The 19711-nt window shown below is 33.5% G+C and carries 24 protein-coding genes; 6 read left to right on the top strand and 18 right to left on the bottom strand.

Annotated elements, in window-relative coordinates; translation table 11 throughout:
* Window positions 1-9: 9 nt before the first annotated feature.
* The 14 genes from rplE to rpsJ form a co-directional block, all read right to left on the bottom strand.
* Window positions 10-549 carry a 50S ribosomal protein L5 gene (rplE, locus tag MHZ36_RS03260; protein WP_239229588.1) on the bottom strand — a complete coding sequence of 180 codons (540 nt, stop codon included), beginning with the start codon at window positions 547-549 and terminating at the stop codon, window positions 10-12.
* A gap of 25 nt (window positions 550-574) precedes the next feature.
* Window positions 575-892 carry a 50S ribosomal protein L24 gene (gene rplX, locus MHZ36_RS03255; protein ID WP_239229587.1) on the bottom strand — a complete coding sequence of 106 codons (318 nt, stop codon included), beginning with the start codon at window positions 890-892 and terminating at the stop codon, window positions 575-577.
* A gap of 41 nt (window positions 893-933) precedes the next feature.
* Window positions 934-1302, bottom strand: a complete 369-nt coding sequence (rplN, locus tag MHZ36_RS03250; RefSeq protein ID WP_239229585.1) for a 50S ribosomal protein L14 — start codon at window positions 1300-1302, stop codon at window positions 934-936.
* A 30-nt stretch (window positions 1303-1332) separates the two neighbouring features.
* Entirely contained in the window at window positions 1333-1596 is a 264-nt protein-coding gene (gene rpsQ / locus MHZ36_RS03245; RefSeq protein ID WP_239229583.1) for a 30S ribosomal protein S17, read from the bottom strand.
* 25 nt (window positions 1597-1621) lie between these two features.
* Entirely contained in the window at window positions 1622-1831 is a 210-nt protein-coding gene (gene rpmC, locus MHZ36_RS03240; RefSeq protein ID WP_002482620.1) for a 50S ribosomal protein L29, read from the bottom strand.
* On the bottom strand, window positions 1821-2255 hold the full coding sequence (rplP, locus tag MHZ36_RS03235) for a 50S ribosomal protein L16 (protein ID WP_017722929.1): 435 nt from the start codon (window positions 2253-2255) through the stop codon (window positions 1821-1823). Before rplP ends, rpmC begins: the two co-directional genes overlap by 11 nt.
* 2 nt (window positions 2256-2257) lie before the next feature.
* Window positions 2258-2911, bottom strand: a complete 654-nt coding sequence (rpsC, locus tag MHZ36_RS03230) for a 30S ribosomal protein S3 (protein WP_042739081.1) — start codon at window positions 2909-2911, stop codon at window positions 2258-2260.
* 23 nt (window positions 2912-2934) lie between these two features.
* Window positions 2935-3288, bottom strand: a complete 354-nt coding sequence (gene rplV, locus MHZ36_RS03225; RefSeq protein WP_002482617.1) for a 50S ribosomal protein L22 — start codon at window positions 3286-3288, stop codon at window positions 2935-2937.
* 28 nt (window positions 3289-3316) lie between these two features.
* A complete protein-coding gene (gene rpsS / locus MHZ36_RS03220; protein WP_239229581.1) occupies window positions 3317-3595 on the bottom strand; it encodes a 30S ribosomal protein S19 in 279 nt (92 codons plus the stop codon).
* 64 nt (window positions 3596-3659) lie between these two features.
* Complete coding sequence (gene rplB, locus MHZ36_RS03215; RefSeq protein ID WP_042739082.1) at window positions 3660-4493, bottom strand: 50S ribosomal protein L2; 834 nt, start codon at window positions 4491-4493, stop codon at window positions 3660-3662.
* A 30-nt stretch (window positions 4494-4523) separates the two neighbouring features.
* On the bottom strand, window positions 4524-4799 hold the full coding sequence (gene rplW / locus MHZ36_RS03210) for a 50S ribosomal protein L23 (RefSeq protein WP_042739083.1): 276 nt from the start codon (window positions 4797-4799) through the stop codon (window positions 4524-4526).
* Window positions 4799-5422: a 50S ribosomal protein L4 gene (gene rplD, locus MHZ36_RS03205; protein ID WP_239229579.1), complete on the bottom strand. Its 624-nt coding sequence runs from the start codon at window positions 5420-5422 to the stop codon at window positions 4799-4801. The genes rplW and rplD overlap by 1 nt, the downstream gene beginning before the upstream one ends.
* 26 nt (window positions 5423-5448) lie before the next feature.
* Window positions 5449-6108 carry a 50S ribosomal protein L3 gene (rplC, locus tag MHZ36_RS03200; RefSeq protein WP_239229577.1) on the bottom strand — a complete coding sequence of 220 codons (660 nt, stop codon included), beginning with the start codon at window positions 6106-6108 and terminating at the stop codon, window positions 5449-5451.
* A gap of 26 nt (window positions 6109-6134) precedes the next feature.
* A complete protein-coding gene (gene rpsJ / locus MHZ36_RS03195) occupies window positions 6135-6443 on the bottom strand; it encodes a 30S ribosomal protein S10 (protein WP_001118667.1) in 309 nt (102 codons plus the stop codon).
* A gap of 362 nt (window positions 6444-6805) precedes the next feature.
* On the opposite strand from rpsJ, the gene MHZ36_RS03190 reads away from it, so the two are divergent.
* Window positions 6806-7192, top strand: a complete 387-nt coding sequence (locus MHZ36_RS03190) for a hypothetical protein (RefSeq protein WP_239229576.1) — start codon at window positions 6806-6808, stop codon at window positions 7190-7192.
* Window positions 7193-7384: 192 nt separating this feature from the next.
* On the opposite strand, the gene MHZ36_RS03185 is transcribed toward MHZ36_RS03190, so the two are convergent.
* A complete protein-coding gene (locus MHZ36_RS03185) occupies window positions 7385-8719 on the bottom strand; it encodes an NCS2 family permease (protein ID WP_239229575.1) in 1335 nt (444 codons plus the stop codon).
* 111 nt (window positions 8720-8830) lie between these two features.
* Window positions 8831-10969, bottom strand: a complete 2139-nt coding sequence (locus MHZ36_RS03180; protein ID WP_239229574.1) for a DNA topoisomerase III — start codon at window positions 10967-10969, stop codon at window positions 8831-8833.
* A 125-nt stretch (window positions 10970-11094) separates the two neighbouring features.
* Here MHZ36_RS03180 and MHZ36_RS03175 point away from each other — a divergent pair, with 125 nt between their 5' ends.
* The 3 genes from MHZ36_RS03175 (at window position 11095) to MHZ36_RS03165 (ending at window position 13954) form a co-directional block, all read left to right on the top strand.
* Window positions 11095-11967, top strand: a complete 873-nt coding sequence (locus tag MHZ36_RS03175; protein WP_239229572.1) for a GNAT family N-acetyltransferase — start codon at window positions 11095-11097, stop codon at window positions 11965-11967.
* Between the two features lie 229 nt (window positions 11968-12196).
* Entirely contained in the window at window positions 12197-13054 is an 858-nt protein-coding gene (locus MHZ36_RS03170; RefSeq protein ID WP_239229571.1) for a RhaT/GlcU family sugar-proton symporter, read from the top strand.
* 108 nt (window positions 13055-13162) lie between these two features.
* The gene (locus tag MHZ36_RS03165; RefSeq protein ID WP_239229570.1) at window positions 13163-13954 is read left to right on the top strand and encodes a glucose 1-dehydrogenase; all 792 of its coding nucleotides are present in this window, start codon (window positions 13163-13165) and stop codon (window positions 13952-13954) included.
* 271 nt (window positions 13955-14225) lie between these two features.
* Here MHZ36_RS03165 and MHZ36_RS03160 read toward each other — a convergent pair whose 3' ends face one another.
* Window positions 14226-15134, bottom strand: coding sequence for an AEC family transporter (locus MHZ36_RS03160; RefSeq protein ID WP_239229569.1), 909 nt, complete (start codon window positions 15132-15134; stop codon window positions 14226-14228).
* A gap of 155 nt (window positions 15135-15289) precedes the next feature.
* On the opposite strand from MHZ36_RS03160, the gene MHZ36_RS03155 reads away from it, so the two are divergent.
* Window positions 15290-15466: an SE1832 family protein gene (locus MHZ36_RS03155; RefSeq protein ID WP_239229568.1), complete on the top strand. Its 177-nt coding sequence runs from the start codon at window positions 15290-15292 to the stop codon at window positions 15464-15466.
* A 65-nt stretch (window positions 15467-15531) separates the two neighbouring features.
* The gene (gene mspA / locus MHZ36_RS03150) at window positions 15532-15849 is read left to right on the top strand and encodes a membrane stabilizing protein MspA (RefSeq protein WP_239229567.1); all 318 of its coding nucleotides are present in this window, start codon (window positions 15532-15534) and stop codon (window positions 15847-15849) included.
* Between the two features lie 489 nt (window positions 15850-16338).
* On the opposite strand, the gene MHZ36_RS03145 is transcribed toward mspA, so the two are convergent.
* Entirely contained in the window at window positions 16339-19503 is a 3165-nt protein-coding gene (locus MHZ36_RS03145) for an efflux RND transporter permease subunit (RefSeq protein ID WP_239229566.1), read from the bottom strand.
* Window positions 19504-19711 lie beyond the last annotated feature (208 nt).

The raw sequence follows: 19711 nt of genomic DNA, 5'->3' as shown, positions 1-19711 counted from the left end.
CTTTAGAGATTATTTTTGAAATGGCATACCGAATTGTGATAACAATTCACGAGCTTCCTCGTCAGTGTTAGCAGTCGTTACGATAACGATATCCATTCCTCTAACTTTATTTACTCGGTCATAGTCGATTTCAGGGAAAATCAATTGTTCTTTAACACCTAGTGTATAGTTACCTCTACCGTCGAATGCTTTTTTAGATATTCCACGGAAATCACGTACACGTGGTAATGAAACAGAGATTAGTTTATCTAAGAAATCATACATTCTTTCTCCGCGAAGTGTTACTTTCGCACCGATTGGCATACCTTCACGTAAACGGAATGTTGCAACTGATTTTTTAGCTTTTGTAACAAGTGCTTTTTGACCAGTGATTGCTTCTAATTCTTCTACAGCATCATCTAATACTTTAGAGTTTTGAACAGCATCACCAACACCCATATTTACAACGATTTTTTCTATTTTTGGAACTTCCATTACTGAGCTATAGTCAAATTGTTTAACTAAGTTTTGAGTAACTTCAGAGCTATATTTTTCTTTTAAACGGTTCACAGTGGATCCTCCTTTCGATTAATTATTAATTATTAGATTTGATTTCTTCGCCAGATTTTTTAGCGATACGAACTTTTTTACCATCTACGAATTTGTAACCTACGCGAGTTGGTTCATTCGTTTTAGGGTCTAATAATTGTACGTTAGAAACATGGATTGCTGCCTCTGTTTCTAAGATTCCACCTTCAGGATTAAATTGAGTTGGTTTTTGGTGTTTTTTAATAACATTAACACCTTCCACAACGACACGGTCTTTTTTAGGTTCAGTTGAAACAACTTTACCTTCTTTACCTTTGTCTTTACCTGCGATAACTTTTACGTTGTCACCTTTTTTGATATGCATGCGTGGCACCTCCTTAAATTTATATATTTATAAATGATTTATTAAAGTACTTCTGGAGCTAATGATACAATCTTCATGAAGTTGCCTTCACGTAATTCACGAGCAACCGGTCCAAAAATACGAGTACCACGTGGGCCTTTGTCGTCACGAATGATGACACATGCATTTTCATCAAATTTGATATATGAACCGTCGTTACGACGTACGCCTGATTTAGTACGTACAACAACAGCTTTAACTACTTCACCTTTTTTGACAACGCCACCTGGTGTAGCATTTTTAACAGTAACTACGATTACGTCACCAATATTCGCTGTTTTACGACCAGATCCACCTAATACTTTGATTGTAAGAACTTCACGTGCACCAGAGTTGTCTGCTACTTTCAAACGTGTTTCTTGTTGGATCATGAGTTAAACCTCCTTTATCTTCACTATTTCTTAAATAATAACTGATTCTTCAACAATTTCTACCAAACGGAAACGTTTAGTTGCTGATAAAGGACGTGTTTCTGCAATCTTAACGATGTCCCCTAATTTAGCTGAGTTGTTTTCATCATGAGTTTTGTATTTTTTAGAGTATTTTACTCGTTTACCATATAATTTGTGCGTTTTGTATGTTTCAACAAGTACAGTTACAGTTTTGTCCATTTTATCGGAAACGACTCTACCTACATAAACTTTACGATCATTTCTTTCGCTCACTTTTGTAACCTCCTCTTTCAATTAATTATTGATTCGCTTTACCTTGTTCAATTTCTCTTTCACGAGCAACAGTTTTTAGACGTGCAATCGTTTTTCTTACTGTGCGAATACGTGCAGTCTCTTCTAATTGACCTGTAGCTAACTGAAAGCGTAGGTTAAAAAGCTCTTCTTTTGAAGATTTGATTTGTTCTTCGATTTCTGAAGTGGTTAAGTCTCTAATTTCCTTAGCTTTCATTTGTTTCACCACCCAATTCTTCACGTTTTACAAACTTAGTTTTAACTGGAAGTTTGTGACTTGCTAAACGTAATGCTTCACGCGCAACTTCTTCGTTAACGCCTGCGATTTCAAATAAAATTCTACCTGGTTTTGCTACTGCAATCCAGCCTTCAACTGCACCTTTACCAGCACCCATACGTACTTCTAAAGGTTTTTTAGTGTAAGGCGTATGTGGGAAGATTTTGATCCAAACTTTCCCGCCACGTTTCATGTAACGTGTCATTGCAATACGAGCTGATTCGATTTGACGAGATGTGATCCAAGAAGTTGTAGTTGCTTGTAAACCATACTCACCAAATGTTACATAGTTACCGCCTTTTGAACGACCAGTTGTTTTAGGACGATGTTGACGACGATATTTTACACGTTTTGGTAGTAACATTATTATTTTCCTCCTTCACTAGTGTTCTTAGTAGGAAGAACTTCTCCACGATAAATCCATACTTTGACACCTAATTTACCGTAAGTAGTGTCAGCTTCTGCATGTGCATAACCAATGTCAGCACGTAATGTATGAAGTGGAACAGTTCCTTCTGAATATTGTTCAGCACGAGCGATGTCAGCTCCGCCTAAACGGCCTGATACTTGAGTCTTAATACCTTTAGCTCCAAGTTTCATTGCTCTTGTAATAGCTTGTTTTTGTACACGACGGAATGATGCACGGTTTTCTAATTGACGTGCAATGTTTTCTGCAACTAATTTAGCATCTAAATCAACTTTTTTGATTTCGATTACGTTGATGTGTACTTTTTTGTTTGTTAATGAGTTTAATTTGTTACGTAATTTCTCAATTTCTGAACCGCCTTTACCGATTACCATACCTGGTTTACCAGTATGAATAGCGATGTTGATACGATTCGCAGCACGTTCGATATCTACGTGAGAAACTGATGCTTCTTTTAATGCGTTATCAATAAACTTACGGATTTTTAAATCTTCGTGTAATAATGATGCGAAGTCTTTTTCTGCATACCATTTAGCTTCCCAATCACGGATTACACCAACACGAAGTCCGATTGGATTAATTTTTTGACCCACAGTGTTCCCTCCTTAAAAATTGATTAAGCTTCTTTAGCTTCTTCTTTACCGTCACTTACGACGATTGTAATGTGGCTTGTACGTTTGTTAATCGCACTTGCACGACCTTGTGCACGTGGACGGAAACGTTTTAATGTTGGTCCTTCATTAGCGTAAGCTTCTTTAACTATTAACTCATCAGTGTTCATGTCATAGTTATGTTCAGCATTAGCTAGAGCGGACATTAATAATTTTTCTACTACAGGTGATGAAGCTTTGTTTTTTAATTTTAAAATCGCAATCGCTTCACCAGCGCTCTTGCCTCTAATTAGATCTAATACTAATCTAACTTTACGAGGTGCGATTCTTATTGTTTTAGCAACCGCTTTTGCTTCCATTCGGATTTCCTCCTCTACTTGTTAGAAATTATCTTCTAGTTTTTTTGTCGTCAGCTACGTGACCTTTAAATGTACGTGTAGGTGCAAATTCTCCTAATTTATGTCCAACCATATCTTCAGTTACGAATACAGGTACGTGTTTACGTCCATCGTATACTGCGAATGTATGACCTATGAAATCTGGGAAAATCGTTGAACGACGTGACCAAGTTTTGATCACTTGTTTTTTCTCGCTTTCGCTTTGAGCTTCTACTTTTTTCATAAGATGATCATCAACGAAAGGTCCTTTTTTAATACTACGAGCCATAGTGGCGCCTCCCTTCTTATTGTGTGCGTGCAGCGATTACGCCGCACACCCAAATAAGTTATTTTTATTTTTTCTTACGTCCACGAACGATAAGCTTGTCAGATGATTTTTTACCACGACGAGTTTTCTTACCAAGCGTAGGTTTACCCCATGGTGACATTGGAGATGGTCTACCGATAGGAGCACGACCTTCACCACCACCGTGTGGGTGATCGTTAGGGTTCATTACAGAACCACGAACTGTTGGGCGGATGCCTTTCCATCTAGAACGACCTGCTTTACCAACGTTAACTAATTCGTGTTGGATATTACCAACTTGACCAATAGTAGCACGGCAAGTTGAAAGAATCATACGTACTTCACCAGAACGTAATCTGATTAAAACGTATTTACCTTCTTTACCAAGTACTTGTGCACTAGCACCAGCTGAACGAGCGATTTGTCCACCTTTACCAGGTTTCAATTCGATATTGTGAACAACTGTACCTACTGGAATGAATTGTAATGGCAATGCATTACCTACTTTAATGTCAGCATTTTCTCCACTTTCAAGAACTTGACCTACTTGTAAGTTCTTTGGAGCAATGATATAGCGTTTTTCTCCATCAGCGTAAACAAGTAAAGCGATGTTTGCTGAACGGTTTGGATCATATTGGATTGAATCAACTTTAGCGTTGATACCATCTTTATTACGTTTGAAGTCAATAACACGGTATTGACGTTTATGTCCTCCACCATGATGGCGAACTGTCAATTTACCTTGGTTATTTCGTCCCGCTTTTTTCGGTAGCGGTTGTAATAATGACTTTTCAGGAGTCGTTTTAGTGATTTCAGCGAAATCTAAAGAAGTCATATTACGACGACCATTAGTAATTGGCTTATATTTTTTTAGAGCCATTGTCGTTTACCTCCTTATTGGTAATTTTTTTTAGTTGAATAGATCGATTGATCCTTCTTTTAATTTAACAATTGCTACGCGTCGTTTGTTTGTATAGCCTTGGTAACGGCCCATACGTTTTTTCTTTGGTTTATAGTTAATGATATTTACTTTATCAACTTTTACATCAAAGATTTCTTCAACTGCGATTTTAACTTGTGTTTTGTTTGCACGAGTATCTACATCAAATGTGTATTTATCTTCTGCCATAGCTACTGAAGATTTCTCAGTGATTACGGGGCGCTTAAGAACGTCTCTTGCTTCCATTATCCGAGCACCTCCTCAACTTTTTTAGCAGCTGTTTCTGTAATTAATACACTGTCAGCGCTTGTGATATCTAGAACGTTTAAACCTTGAGCAGTAGTAACTTGTAAACCAGGGATGTTACGTGCTGATAATTCAACATTTACATCTTCAGATTCAGTAACTACTAAAACTTTTTTAGGTTGTTCTAAATTAGAAAGAATTGATTTGAATTCTTTTGTTTTTGGAGCTTCTAAGTTAAATGAATCAACAACAGTTAAGTTGCTTTCTTGAACTTTGAAAGATAATGCTGAGCGTAATGCTAAACGGCGCATTTTCTTAGGCATTTTGTAAGCATAACTTCTTGGTGTTGGTCCGAATACGATACCACCACCACGCCATTGTGGAGCACGGATTGTACCTTGACGCGCACGTCCTGTACCTTTTTGTCTCCATGGTTTGCGTCCACCACCACGTACTGCTGAACGATTCTTAACAGCATGTGTACCTTGGCGTAATGAAGCACGTTGTAAGTTAATTGCTTCAAAAAGAACATCATTATTTGGTTCGATTGCAAATACTGAATCATTTAATTCAACTGAACCTGCTTTAGATCCGTCTACTTTTAATACATCATAATTAGCCATTATGCATTTTCCTCCTTTCGCTTTTATTATTTATTACCTTTAATTGATGAAGTGATTTCTAAAAGACCTTTTTTAGCTCCAGGTACGTTACCTTTTACTAAAATAACATTGTTTTCAGCGTCAACTTGAACTACTTCTAAGTTTTGAACTGTTACAGTATTACCACCCATACGTCCAGGCATTTTTTGTCCTTTAAAGACTCTTGAAGCATCTGACGCCATACCTACTGAACCAGGTGCTCTGTGGAAATGAGAACCGTGAGACATTGGTCCACGTGCTTGATTATGACGTTTAATGGCACCTTGGAAACCTTTACCTTTTGAAACGCCTGTTACATCAATTACGTCGCCAGCTTCAAATGTATCAACTGAGACTTCTTGACCTACTTCGTATTCATCAACGTTAACGTTTTTGAATTCACGAATGAAGCGCTTAGGTGCTGTGCCTGCTTTTTTAGCATGTCCTTCAGCTGGTTTGTTAGCATATTTACTTGTTCTGCTATCTTTTTTGTAAGCTTTTTTATCTTCATAGCCTACTTGAATTGCGTTGTAACCGTCAACTTCTTCAGTTTTCTTTTGTAATACAACGTTTTGGCTTGCTTCTACTACTGTTACAGGGATTAAATCACCGTTTTCTCCGAAAACTTGTGTCATCCCGATTTTTCTTCCTAAGATTCCTTTGGTCATCGAAAGTCCACCTCCTAAATTTTCTATTATAATTTGATTTCGATGTCTACACCAGATGGTAAGTTTAAGCCCATAAGTGCATCAACTGTTTTTGGTGTTGGGTTAACAATATCAATTAAACGTTTATGTGTACGTTGTTCGAATTGTTCACGTGAATCTTTATACTTATGCACGGCACGAATGATCGTGTAAACTGATTTCTCAGTTGGTAACGGAATTGGTCCAGAAACATCTGCACCAGAACGTTTTGCAGTTTCAACAATTTTCTCTGCTGATTGATCGATTACTCTGTGATCATAAGCTTTTAATCTGATTCTGATTTTTTGTTTTGCCATAATTTTCCCTCCTTATTCGTCTACATTTAAGTGATAGACTTCTCCACGAAAACTATCTCACACAGCGCCATGGCAAAGCGGCCGGGTGTGTCAGTAACCTTTCGCTTCATCGCGTGTTCTTAAAGTCCAACATTAGATATGTTACATGAAAAATCGTGATTTATCAAGCTTTTTCATAAAAGTTTTTCAACTTTTTGTCTAACACATACTTTGTTATTGTACTTTAATTGTATTGACAGTTCAACCTATTTCGTAAATTTTTTCATTTTTTTAATTCTATCCAATGTGATACTTAACCTTTTTATTATATATATGGTTTATTATGTTTTATAATATCATTGTTAGGTGGTGACTATTTTATAATGAAACATGGGATTAGAACGATTTTACTTGTTATAAGTTTACTATTAATTATTGCAGAATTTGTTTATGGTATTCCATTTCTTGGGGGAAGTATAATTTTAAGCTTTGGTTGGCAACCGTTACTTATTAATATCGTATTATATTTAATTATAATGATAATATTAATAGTAGATAAACAAAACAGCATTCGACCTATGTCCATAATTCCACTGTTAGGTATTATTGGAACGGTTATTGCTTTTATTCCTGTATTAGGTATGATTATTCACTGGATTTTATTCTTTTTATTATTATTTTTTATATTTATATTGTTATCAACACCCATTTATGTACCCAATAAAAATGCAAAAGTTGTATACACCCAATATAAAGATGAAGATAAATAATTTTCTAAAAGTACATTACTGCTATATTAGAAGCTATCTCTTCACATTATAAATAATTAGTTCAAATAGGATCAAAATTCTATATAATGAAGAAACTAGAAAACACCCTAAGACATCTGTGATGTCTTAGGGAGTTTTTCTTTGTACAGAAATTAGATTGCTTTTACAATTTAAACCCATACTATTTAATAATTAACCATGAACGAATATAAAGTATAAAATGAATAATACCATTAATCCATACATAATAGGATGTACTTCTTTGTGTCTTTTAGAAATTAACATTGTAATTGGATAGAAGATGAAGCCACATGCAATACCTGTTGCAATAGAATAAGATAAAGGCATCATAATAATTGTAACAAATGCTGGTACTGCTACTTCAAATTTTTTCCAATCTATTTCAGCAAAATTCGCTGCCATTAATACACCTACGACCACTAACGCTGGTGTCGTAACTGCACTTGTAACTATTTCCATTAGCGGGCTAAAGAATATAGCCAACAAGAAACAAAATCCTGTTACAATGCTGGCAAATCCCGTTCTCGCGCCTACCGCTACTCCTGAAGTCGATTCAATATATGATGTAGTGGTTGTTGTACCAAATATTGCACCGACAATGGTAGCTAAAGAATCAGAAAATAATGCACGACCTGCACGTGGCAATTTATTATCCTTCATAATACCAGCTTGAGATGCAACCGCGACTAATGTACCAGCCGTGTCAAAGAAATCTATAAATAAGAAAGTCAAAATAACAATTAAAAATTGGACAGTTAATAATTGACTTGGATCTTTAAACGCTTCAAATGCTGCACCAAATGTTGGTTCGATACTTGGTACATGACCAATAATACCACTTGGCGCATGAATTAAACCAGTAATCATTCCCAAAACAGAAGTAATAACCATTCCTATAAATATAGCGCCTGGTACTCGAACTGCATATAATATCACCGTTACAATAATACCAATAATAGTTAATAATACTGGTCCATCTGTGATATGTCCTAATGTCACTAATGTTGATTTATCTTTAACTATTATTCCCGAACTTTGTAAACCTACAAATGTTATAAATAATCCAATACCAGCAGAAACTGCCATTTTCATCTGGTAAGGAATAGCATTAATTATCGTTTCCCGCAAACCTGTCATTGTAAGTATTGCAAAGACAATGCCGGAAAATAGAACACCTGTCAAACCAATTTGCCATGGAATACCCATCGTTAATACTACTGTAAATGCGAAAAATGCATTTAATCCCATTCCTGGAGCTAGTGCAATTGGATACCTAGCTATTAGTCCCATAAATAGCGAACCAACAAACGCTGCAAGTGCTGTAGCTACAAAAATTGCGCCTTGGTCCATCTTCATATCATCAGAAACACCATTCACACCAGCTAAACTTAGTACTTGAGGGTTAACAGCTAAAATGTATGCCATTGACAAGAAAGTTGTAAGCCCACCAAGTATCTCTTTCTTATAGTTTGTGCCATGCTTATCAAACTTGAAATACTTTTTCACGGTTAGTTCTCCTTTTTTTGAAAATACCTTAATATTTTAATACCATTTGTAGTATTTTACAATAGCAAACACGAACTTTGTTAATTAAGTTTTGCGTTATATTCAATAAAACTAGAACTTTAGTCCTTTTAAAGCATCTTGGAACGGGTTATTCTCGATTGTTTCTTTTTGATTCATATATTTCTTCATGTCTTTCTTATTTACTTTATCTGATTTTTTATGCTTGTGACGTTTATCCATTTGAGCTTGTGTTTCCGTATGACCACATGAGCAACGATAAACAGCTTCTTTTCCTCTGCCAAATAATGTCATCTTTTTAAGACAATTTGGGCATCTGGCGTTTGTTTTTCTCTGTACATTTTTCTTTGTTTTGCAACTTGGGTCCTGACAAACAAGCATTTGTCCATTTTTTGTTTTAACTTTGATCATAAATTTACCGCAAGTTGGGCATTCTGTTGCTGTTAAATTATCATGTTTATATTTTTTTTCATTGTCTTTGATTTCGTTGACTACATCATTCGTAAATTGTTTCATCTCAGATATAAATTTATGTGAATCATATTTACCTTGTTCTATAAGTGATAGTTTTTCTTCCCATTCAGCTGTCAGTAATGGAGAAGTTAATTGTTGTGGTGCTAATTCAAGTATCTGCTTTCCTTTTGAAGTTACTTTGATTTTACTATCTCTCACTTCGATTGCATTCATATTAAATAACTTTTCAATGATATCAGCTCTTGTAGCAACAGTGCCAATTCCACCAGTTTCTTTTAATGTATTTTGATGTTTTTTATCATTTAAATTAAAGAATTTCTGCGGACTTTCCATCGCTTTTAATAATGTTCCTTCATTAAAATACGCTGGTGGTGTTGTTTCATGTTCTTCTATAGAAACTTGATCAACTTTGATGCTACCACCTTGTTTTAAACCATCTATAAGTTCTACAGATTTTGTGTTGTCATTTGCTATTGCTTTATAGCCCAATTTAGTAGTCACTTTATCTTTAAATAGAAATACTGCGTCTTTAACTCTTACTTCCATCGATAAAGCTTCATATTCATGTGCTGGCATTAAGTTTTCAAGGAACCTTTCTGCAATTAACATATACAATTTACTTTCACGCGGACTCAATGCATCCAAATCTGGACGTACTTCAGTCGGTATAATCGCGTGATGGTCCGATACTTTATTGTTATTGATGAATCGTTGTTTTGGTGAAAATGTCTGAGTCATTTGCTGTTTCGCAACATCTTTTAACGATGTTCCCATAATTGCTCTCAATCTATCTTTTAGCGTGTCTACCATATCATCTGTTAAATAATTAGAATCAGTTCTTGGATAGGTAACAACTTTATGTCTCTCATAAAGAGCTTGTAATGTATTTAATGTTTCTTTTGGACCTATATGAAAACGTCTATAAGCCTCTTGTTGTAAATCTGTTAAACTGAATAATTGATGTGGGTAAGATTTTTTGTGAGCACGCTTAATTGATTCAATTGTGCCTGTTTGACCTACCACGTTTTTCTTTATATCTTCGAATACATTTTTATCTTTGTGAGATTGTGGTTTAACAGAATGGAGTGTTAATCCATTTGCTCTGATAGACATTGTATAATAAGTTTCTGGTTTAAATTGATTTATTTCATTTTGTCTCATTTGTACAAGTTGTATTGTTGGGGTTTGAACACGACCTAATGATAGCTGTGCATCATATTTTGTTGTTAACGCTCTTGTTGCATTGATACCTACAATCCAATCAGCTTCACTTCGTGCAAGTGCAGCTTGATATAAATGATTATATTTACGTCCGTCTTGTAATTTATTAAAACCCGCTTTGATTGCTTTTGTTGTAACCGAACTAATCCATAAACGTTTAATCGGCTTTTTATTATGTGCTTTATCTAATATTAATCGCGCAACAAGCTCCCCTTCTCTACCTGCATCTGTTGCGATAATAATGTCACTTACTTTATTATTATTTATTAAAGACTGAATTATTGAAAATTGTTTTCTTGTTTTAGATATAACAACAGTTTTCATTTTATTTGGTATAATAGGTAAAACATCTAATTTCCATTCTTTATATTTTGCATCATATTGTTCTGGTGTTGCATTAGTAACTAAATGACCAAGTGCCCAAGTCACAATATATTTATTATTTTCAAAATAGCCATTACGTTTTTCGTTTATATTTAAGCTATTTGCTATGTCTCTTCCAACTGAAGGTTTTTCAGCGATTATCAGTGATTTCATAATAACGTCCTTTCAAAAATCGATATCTTTTCTAATTGTAACACGTATATATTACATCATAACTTCCATTTATCCTAAAAAGTTCTTATAATTAAGGAAATAGTTCATCTGACGGAGGTAGCTATATGAAAACTATCAAAATAAATGATTATGACCAAATTAAAAGTTTTATAAATGATGCCGATTATCACTCGTCTTCTTATTTATATAAACTCCCTCAAGCAAGAGATGCAATTAAATCTAAAATTGAAGATGCAATTATAGATCCAGGAGTATTCGCTTATATTGATGCGTCTAATCAAATCACGATGCTTATAATGGCTTTTAAGTATGAGGAAAATAAATACAAAGTACTTGGGCCGTTTATAAAGAAAAATACATCGCCAGATATTCAAATATATAAAGATTTATTCAATGCTCTCGCAGAAAGCAAACCAAATACGGCGAATTTTAATTTTTCATTTGAAGAAAATGAACAAAATTATAGTAAATTCATGAAACAAATACAAGCGTCTTATAGTTTTACAGACTATCATCTGATTACAACTCAAGATATCGGTGAGATTGAACACGCGCAAAACATTACAGAATATAAACCGGCTTATTATCGTGCATTTGCTAAATTGCATCAACGAACATTTAAGCACGATGTCATGACAGCTGATGAAATTATTGAGTCTTTAAATAAAAATAATCGCCTCTTTATTTTCATGTCAGAGGGTTTATTGAAAGGTTATTTATATTTACAAGTATTCGAAGAAAATCGTAATGCTGAAATAAAATACTTTTCATCGCACAGTGACTACAGATTAATGGGAATCGCCTTTGATTTATTATCACATGCATTACATTATGCATTTACGCATTATGACGTAAGTAAAATATATTTCAAGATACGTAGTAAAAATAATACATTAGTAGAACGATTTAACGAACTTGGATTTAATATTAATTACGAATATAGAAAATTCAAATACGTAGCTAGCCATTTAGATTAATATTTTCACTAAGAATGAGATCACTTTTAAATCTCATTCTTTTTTTGTGTGTTTTTACTCTTCAGAAAAGAAACTTATATAAATTAAAATGTAATTTTACTTTTATTTTTGAACACATGTTTTTACTATCTTAAAGATTTGATTTAGAATGTATTCTTGGAGACAATTTTAATGGTTGTTTTTATTGGGGAAGGAAGTAAAAAATAAATATAGAAAGAGTGAGTGTAGTATGGATTTATTAATTGCCTTATTACCTGCACTATTTTGGGGTAGTGTAGTATTAATTAATGTATTTGTCGGTGGAGGTCCTTATAACCAAATTAGAGGTACCACATTCGGTGCATTAATTATTGGTGTTATCTTATTACTAACTGGTAATGCAAAATTTGACGACATTACCGTTATTATTGTCGGTTTGATCTCTGGTGCTTTTTGGGCTTTAGGTCAAGGTTACCAATTGAAATCGGTAAGTTTAATTGGTGTTTCGAAAACAATGCCGATTTCAACAGGTTTACAATTGGTTGGTACAACGTTATTTAGTGCAATATTCTTAGGAGAATGGAGCACAAGTACGCAAGTCATTTTAGGTCTTGTCGCTATGGTTTTACTTGTAGTAGGTATCACATTAACATCTATTAAAGGTAAAAACGAAGCTTCAGAAAATAACAGCAACTTTGGTAAAGCAATGCCAATCCTATTAATTTCAACGGTTGGTTATGTCGTATATGTTGTTATTGCACAAATTTTTGGCGTAGATGGTACGAGTGCATTATTCTTCCAATCAATCGGTATGGCGATTGGTGGACTAATCTTATCAATGAAACACGAAACATCAATTAAAAGTACTGTATGGAACTTAATCCCTGGTGTCGTTTGGGGTATCGGTAATCTATTTATGTTCTATTCACAACCAAAAGTTGGTGTAGCAACAAGTTTCTCATTCTCACAATTACTTGTTATTGTCTCAACACTCGGAGGTATCTTCTTATTAGGCGAGCGTAAAGACAAACGTCAAATGATTGGTATTTGGGCAGGTATCGTATTAATTATCGTTGCTGCCTTTGTACTAGGTAATTTAAAAGGTTAAGTTTAATCACTAGACTTACAAATTAAAACAGGCGTATGATGTCTCATTGGGACGAATTCAATTATCTTTAGATAAGAGAATGACAATATACTAGGAGGAGTCAAAATTATGTTCACAGATTTAAAAGATAAAGTCGTTGTAATCACTGGTGCAGGTAGCGGAATTGGTAAATCATTCGCTGAAGCATTCGGAAAAGCAGAAGCAAAAGTAGTAATGAACTATCGTTCAGAACACCATGTTGAAGATGTAGATCAATCTATCAAATTAATTGAAGAAGCTGGTGGTCAAGCTATAAAAGTACAAGCTGACGTTTCAGTAGAAGCCGATGTTAATCTTTTAGTACAAACAGCTGTAGAAACTTTTGGTACATTAGATATCATGATTAACAATGCAGGATTTGAAAAACCAATTCCAACACACGAAATGCCTTTAGAAGAATGGCAAAAAGTTATTGATATCAACTTAACTGGTGCTTTCATTGGTTCAAAAGCAGCTGTTAATCAATTCTTCAAAGAAGATAAAAAAGGTGTAATTTTAAATACTTCAAGTGTTCATGACACTATTCCATGGCCAAACTATGCTAACTATGCAGCTAGTAAAGGCGGATTAAAATTAATGATGGAAACAATGTCAATGGAATACGCGCAATACGGTATTAGAATTAATAACATTTCACCAGGGGCAATTGTTACTGAACATACAAGAGAAAAATTCTCAGACCCAACTACACGTGCAGAAACATTAGAAATGATTCCTGCAAAAGAAATTGGCGAAGCTGATCAAGTAGCAAATGTAGCATTATTCTTAGCATCAGATTTAGCTAGTTACATTCACGGAACAACAATTTATGTTGATGGTGGTATGACTAATTATCCAGCATTCATGGGTGGTAAAGGTTAATCGCTATTAACTTTAAATACAACTATGACGTTTACTTTTTCTATATTTGATTAAATCAAAAATTTAAAAAGTGAGCAGACTAAAAAGGCGAGTGAGATTTTAATTATCTCACTCGCCTTTTATTATCATCGTGTGATTTATTTTACCTTTTACAAAATTGAATTTAAAATAAAACAAAGATTTAGTGATGTATGTCTAAACACATCACTAGATCTCATATACGCTTAACTATAATGTTTTCTAATCGTTAATTTCATATCCTACTATATTTCTAAACAAATATAGCTTGATAAATATAGAGTATAATAATACTAATCACTATTGTTAAATTAGTAACCATACCAACTAACGGTAGCGTCTTATATTTAAACTGTATGGAGTATGGTATAATCGCGACACCAACTGGTAACAACCATGCTACTTGTAATGTTGTTTTCACCATATTATCGCTAACAGGTAAGAAATAGTGAACTAATAAACCAGCTACAATACCTAAACCATAATGTATAGCGATATATTTAAGTGCTATAGGTAAGAAGCGCTTATCTATACTAAAATTCAGCATTAATCCCAGTAAAATCATAGATAGTGGCATATTTGCACCTGAAAGCACTGTAAAAAAATCGATGACAGGTTTTGGAAAATGAATATTAGCCATATTAAGTATAAACATAATGATATAGGTCATTAATGGTACAGAACGCAATAAATTTTTTCCTAAATATTTGAAGTCAAAACTGTCACCGCCACTGCTAAAGTAACTACCGACAAAGTAAGTTACGCCAAACATAATAATAGCCCCACCTATATCAGCCATACCAAAATAAATCATTCCAGAATTTGGCCATATTGCCTCGACAAGAGGATACGCAAATAAACCAATATTCAAGGAAGCCATCATCATACCTGTAGCGCCTCTTACGTGGTTATCATATTTAACAAAAAACCAGATAACTATGATTTTAGCAATGACCCCATATGCTATCATCATAATTGGTAAAATTGATAACGACACATCCAAATCTGCTTTATTTAAATTTACGATAACCAAAGAAGGAAGCGTGACATTTAGAACGAGTGTAGAGAAAACTTGACTATCATTTGCCTTAAAATAATTAATTCTTTTAAGCGAATAGCCTAAAGCAATCAGTAAAATGATAATGATAAATTGTTGCGTCACAATAATCCTTCTTTCATTTTATTTTTTCAAATTAATTAACAATCTATTTTCATACTTTAACATATAATTTGGTGATTTTAGAAGCTTTCAGTTTCATGTTATACTAACTATGAATTTAAAATTTTATTTATTTAAACATAAAGGAGCACATATATATGGACTTAAACCAAAAATTAATTGAGCTCAAGCATGATTATGTAAGATTACAAGGTGACCTAGAAAAGAGAGAGTCTGTAAATCAGCAAACAGATCCCCTATTGAAGCAATTGGAAGAAATAGAACAAGAAATTGCTACTATACGTTCAGAAATTAGTCAAAAAGAACATAAATAATATCCTAGTAAATCTATTTTTTACATGCTAAGATTAAGAGCGAATTATAGAAAGGATGTTCTTTAATGCAACTCTATCTAATATTTTTACCCGTACTATATTTAATAGTTAGTTACATAAGTATTTTTAAAATGGATACGATAATTACACGTATATTGCGTATAATTATGGCTCTCTTATTATTATTTGTAGTTGCTATCACAACATTATCTTTCCCAGCTGTAAACTGGTGGGTATTTATTATACTCTTACTAATTGTTGGTAATGTTGAAATCACAGCGTTTAAACATATCAAACAAGATAAAAAAGCAGTACAAATATTAAATATGATTAGCGTAGGTCTATTGATTATTTATATTATCTTAACTCTTGTACTTTATTAGTACTTACATGATTTATAAAATGAGACTGGATATAAATTGCCATTCTCAAAAATAAGAGAGCAAATCCGTAATAGATTTGCTCTCTTTTTATATTTAAAATTTTACGATTTTGACCGTACATGTTTCCCCTGGAGTATGGCTCGATCCTGTAGTCCCTCACTCTTACTATTCTCCCCCTAATGTAATACGTACAGAATCGGTACAATAACTTTATTAATATAGAGAAAGTAAGTGCGTTTCGTATTATTTTAATGTAAAAACACATACATTTGCGAAATAATTTGACGATACTTTCTAAGGAAGTAATGTCAGTCGAAGACTAAGGCTAAAAAGTATCCTAAGCAAACAATCAAACAATAAATAAAAGACCAGTAAATGAGTGATATAATCCCTTCAAAGTAGACATTTAAAAGCTCATTTACTGGTTGTTTTTCTAGGATTTATATTTCCCCAGACTTATTTTTTATAATTATATTTTATTTTGATGTTTTATTTTGATGTTTTATTTTTACGTTTAAACAACTTACTTTTCAATGTGAATAATACTTCATAAATTACTGGAACCACGATTAATGTCAATATTGTTGATGATATAAGCCCGCCAATTACCGTTGCAGCCATAGCTTTTGAAATTAAAATGGAACTATTTTCCCCAAATAACATAGGTAAAAGTGCTGCTATTGTTGCTAGAGCAGTCATCAATATCGGTCTTATACGTGTCACCCCTGCTTCTTGTAAAGCAGATTGCATATCTAATCCTTGTTTCTCTTTATTAATAACTCTATCAATGAGTACGATTGCATTGGTCACTACAATACCGATTAACATTAACATACCTATCATACTCGGTACAGATATTGTTTCTCCCGAAATAACAAGTGCGATCACAACACCAATAATCGTGTAAGGTAATGAAAATAGTATTGCAAATGGAGCTAAACCACCTTTAAATGTTAATACAAGTACTAAATAAACAATAATAATCGCCGCTAACATGGCAACAGAAAGTTGTACAATTGCATTAGAAATATCTTCATTTGCACCACCAACGCTTGCCTTCACATTATGTGGTTTGTCTAGTTTATCTACTTTAGTAAGTACATTTTTCGATACAGAACCAACATCATTTTGTGTGACTTTAGCAGAAACTTTTGTGGTATAGTCCCCTGCTTTGGTTTCTATTTTATTCGGTGTGGATGATTTTTCTAATTTTGCAATGTCACTTAAGCGAATTGATTTTCCTGTAGGTGCTTGTAATTTTGTATTTTCTAATTTTTCTTTTGTCCAATGTGTTTCTTTTTCTTTTTTCACTTTCACATCGATTGATTTACCGTCTTCTTTAACCTTAGTAACGGACTGTTCTGGTGTGTTTTGACTTAATGTCATCGCAACTTGTGATGCTGATAAGCCATTATCACTCGCTTTATTTTGATTAACTTTTACATTGTATTGTTCATATGTTTCAGTTAAATCTGATTTCACATTCGCTAGACCTTTTGTATGTTCCATTTCGTGTTCAATGGATTTAACAGTTCCTTTAATCGCTTCTAGTGATGGGCCTGTTACTGTGATTTCTAATTTATTATTTGATCCACCCGTGCCCATGTCTTGATTAGACCATTCGCCTGGATGGTGATAATGCTTAATATGTTTCAATACTTTATCCGGTTCTTTATCGAAATTCGGAGTATTCGAATCATATTCAACCATTAAAGCTAAACTATTTGAACTTCCTGTTGGATCTGTCGGGGTTTCTCCACCTACAGAATATTGTACAGTTCTGACTTTATCTTTTTTATTTAAATAGTCTTGTACTTTTTCTGCATGCCTTAAAACACTTTGCTTTGTCTCTCCTGGTTTCGGTGTATATGTTAATGCCATGTATTTATCTTCACCTGTAGAAATAAAACTTGTGCCTAATTTAGCAGCACCAAGTCCAATACTTAAGACAAGTAACAATGTACTTAGTATCAACACAATCCATTTATGATTAAGTGACCAATGTAATATTTTTTTATATTGTTTACTTATAAAGCCTAATTTTTCTGCTTTCTGTTGCTTTATTCCATTTTTAAATAAACTAGCACTTAACGCTGGTACAATTGTTATAGAAACTAATAAAGATGCAAGCAAACTAAATGCAATTGCTAATGCAAATGGTCTAAACATTTGTCCTACTGAGCCTGATACAAATGCCAGTGGTAAAAAGACGATTATTGTAACAATCGTAGATGACATAATTGGTTTAAACACTTCTTTAGTAGCGTCAATAATTAAATTATCACCCCTAAGTGTTTCTCCTCTATCTGATAGTCTTCGATAGATGTTTTCCACTACTACAATCGAATCGTCAATCACACGTCCTATTGCGACCGTTAATGCACCTAATGTTAATATATTTAATGAAACATCACAAAGCTTTAGCGCAATCATAGCTATTAATATCGACATTGGGATAGACACAATAGAAATTGCCGTTGTTCTAATATTTTTTAAAAACAGTAAAATAATAATAATCGCAAAAATTGTACCCAATATTGCTTTTTCTATCATTGTATTTATAGCGTCTTCAATTGGTTTAGCCGTATCCATAACTTTGGTATCTTTTAAATCTGGATTTTCTTTAACAAATTGATCTATTTCTCTTTTTGTATCTTTGGCAACTTGTACAGTGTTCGCATCCTGTGCTTTGATGATTTGTACATTGATTGCATCATTACCATTCGTTTTTGAAATAGATTTTCTTTCGTCTCCAATTGTTACATTAGCAACATCAGCCAACTTAACAGATGACATTTGACTCGTTTGTTTCATTCCAGAAGTGCTAGACATTCCACTTCCTTCATTTTCTGATTGTTGTGATGTTGTCCCTTGTTGACCACTGTTTCCAGCTGACGATGTCCCTGATGCGGATAAGGGAATTTCCAAATTACGTAGGCCCTCTACAGAACTAAATTGACCATCAATCACTACTGATTTTTCTTTATTATTAAACTGGAATAATCCCAATGGTGTTTCACTTGTAGCATTTTTTATGTATTGCTGTGCGCTATCTACAGTTAAACCATTTTTTTCTAATGCCTTTTGTTTAAATTGTATAGAAACTTCACGTGAAGTTTGTCCATTGAGTTGTGCGTTTTGCACACCATCGATTGTCTGTAACTTTGGCAATAATTGTTTTTCTAATTTTTGAGTTGTCTTTTTTAAATCGTCATTATTTGATGTAAATGAATATGCAACGATTGGAAAAGCGTTCATAGTACTACGCTTCAATTCTGGTTCTTCAATATTTTCACTAAATTTAATTTTATCTAATTCTTTTTTCAGCTTATTTTCTGCGTTGTCTAAATTTGTGCCTTCTCTATACTCTACAGACACTATTGATGCATTTTGAATTGACTGAGCACTTACATTTTTAACATCGGCCATTGATCGAATTTGCTCATCAATTTTATCACTTATCTCAGTTTTTGTAGTGTTCGGTGTAGCACCAGGCATCGTTGTTTGAACAGTTATCATTGGTGTTTCAACGTCTGGCAGTAATTCTAATTTCATTTTAAAACTTGAGTATATTCCACCTAATATAACTAATAATACCATTAAAAAAATTGCAAATTTATTCCCTAACGAGAATTGTAGCATTCTCTTTATCATTCCCATATCTCCTCTCAATTTCCCTAACAACATCAATTTACCACAATTTCAAATTGTACAATATAGCTTTATTGAATTATTTTATAATTATGATTATTAGTGTCAAATTCATTTGCTTTTATTAAATGATTAAGAAAAATTAAAAATCCCTAACGTTACAGTTAAACTCAAATTTAGCATGTAATTTCACCATGCTAATAATAAACTT

Source organism: Staphylococcus sp. ACRSN, assembly GCF_022346615.1.
Classification (GTDB): domain Bacteria; phylum Bacillota; class Bacilli; order Staphylococcales; family Staphylococcaceae; genus Staphylococcus.
The sequence above is the reverse complement of the archived record's forward strand: the minus strand, read 5'-3'. Positions and strand labels throughout refer to the sequence as shown.

Coding starts and splice junctions, on each gene's coding strand:
- rplW (WP_042739083.1), bottom strand. CDS start 4,799: ATGGAAGCAAGAGACGTTCTTAAGCGCCCCGTAATCACTGAGAAATCT.
- MHZ36_RS03145 (WP_239229566.1), bottom strand. CDS start 19,503: ATGATAAAGAGAATGCTACAATTCTCGTTAGGGAATAAATTTGCAATT.
- rplD (WP_239229579.1), bottom strand. CDS start 5,422: ATGGCTAATTATGATGTATTAAAAGTAGACGGATCTAAAGCAGGTTCA.
- MHZ36_RS03190 (WP_239229576.1), top strand. CDS start 6,806: ATGAAACATGGGATTAGAACGATTTTACTTGTTATAAGTTTACTATTA.
- rpsS (WP_239229581.1), bottom strand. CDS start 3,595: ATGGCTCGTAGTATTAAAAAAGGACCTTTCGTTGATGATCATCTTATG.
- MHZ36_RS03175 (WP_239229572.1), top strand. CDS start 11,095: ATGAAAACTATCAAAATAAATGATTATGACCAAATTAAAAGTTTTATA.
- MHZ36_RS03165 (WP_239229570.1), top strand. CDS start 13,163: ATGTTCACAGATTTAAAAGATAAAGTCGTTGTAATCACTGGTGCAGGT.
- mspA (WP_239229567.1), top strand. CDS start 15,532: ATGCAACTCTATCTAATATTTTTACCCGTACTATATTTAATAGTTAGT.
- rplN (WP_239229585.1), bottom strand. CDS start 1,302: ATGATCCAACAAGAAACACGTTTGAAAGTAGCAGACAACTCTGGTGCA.
- rpsJ (WP_001118667.1), bottom strand. CDS start 6,443: ATGGCAAAACAAAAAATCAGAATCAGATTAAAAGCTTATGATCACAGA.
- rplP (WP_017722929.1), bottom strand. CDS start 2,255: ATGTTACTACCAAAACGTGTAAAATATCGTCGTCAACATCGTCCTAAA.
- MHZ36_RS03180 (WP_239229574.1), bottom strand. CDS start 10,969: ATGAAATCACTGATAATCGCTGAAAAACCTTCAGTTGGAAGAGACATA.
- MHZ36_RS03155 (WP_239229568.1), top strand. CDS start 15,290: ATGGACTTAAACCAAAAATTAATTGAGCTCAAGCATGATTATGTAAGA.
- rplX (WP_239229587.1), bottom strand. CDS start 892: ATGCATATCAAAAAAGGTGACAACGTAAAAGTTATCGCAGGTAAAGAC.
- rpmC (WP_002482620.1), bottom strand. CDS start 1,831: ATGAAAGCTAAGGAAATTAGAGACTTAACCACTTCAGAAATCGAAGAA.
- rplV (WP_002482617.1), bottom strand. CDS start 3,288: ATGGAAGCAAAAGCGGTTGCTAAAACAATAAGAATCGCACCTCGTAAA.
- MHZ36_RS03170 (WP_239229571.1), top strand. CDS start 12,197: ATGGATTTATTAATTGCCTTATTACCTGCACTATTTTGGGGTAGTGTA.
- rplC (WP_239229577.1), bottom strand. CDS start 6,108: ATGACCAAAGGAATCTTAGGAAGAAAAATCGGGATGACACAAGTTTTC.
- rplB (WP_042739082.1), bottom strand. CDS start 4,493: ATGGCTCTAAAAAAATATAAGCCAATTACTAATGGTCGTCGTAATATG.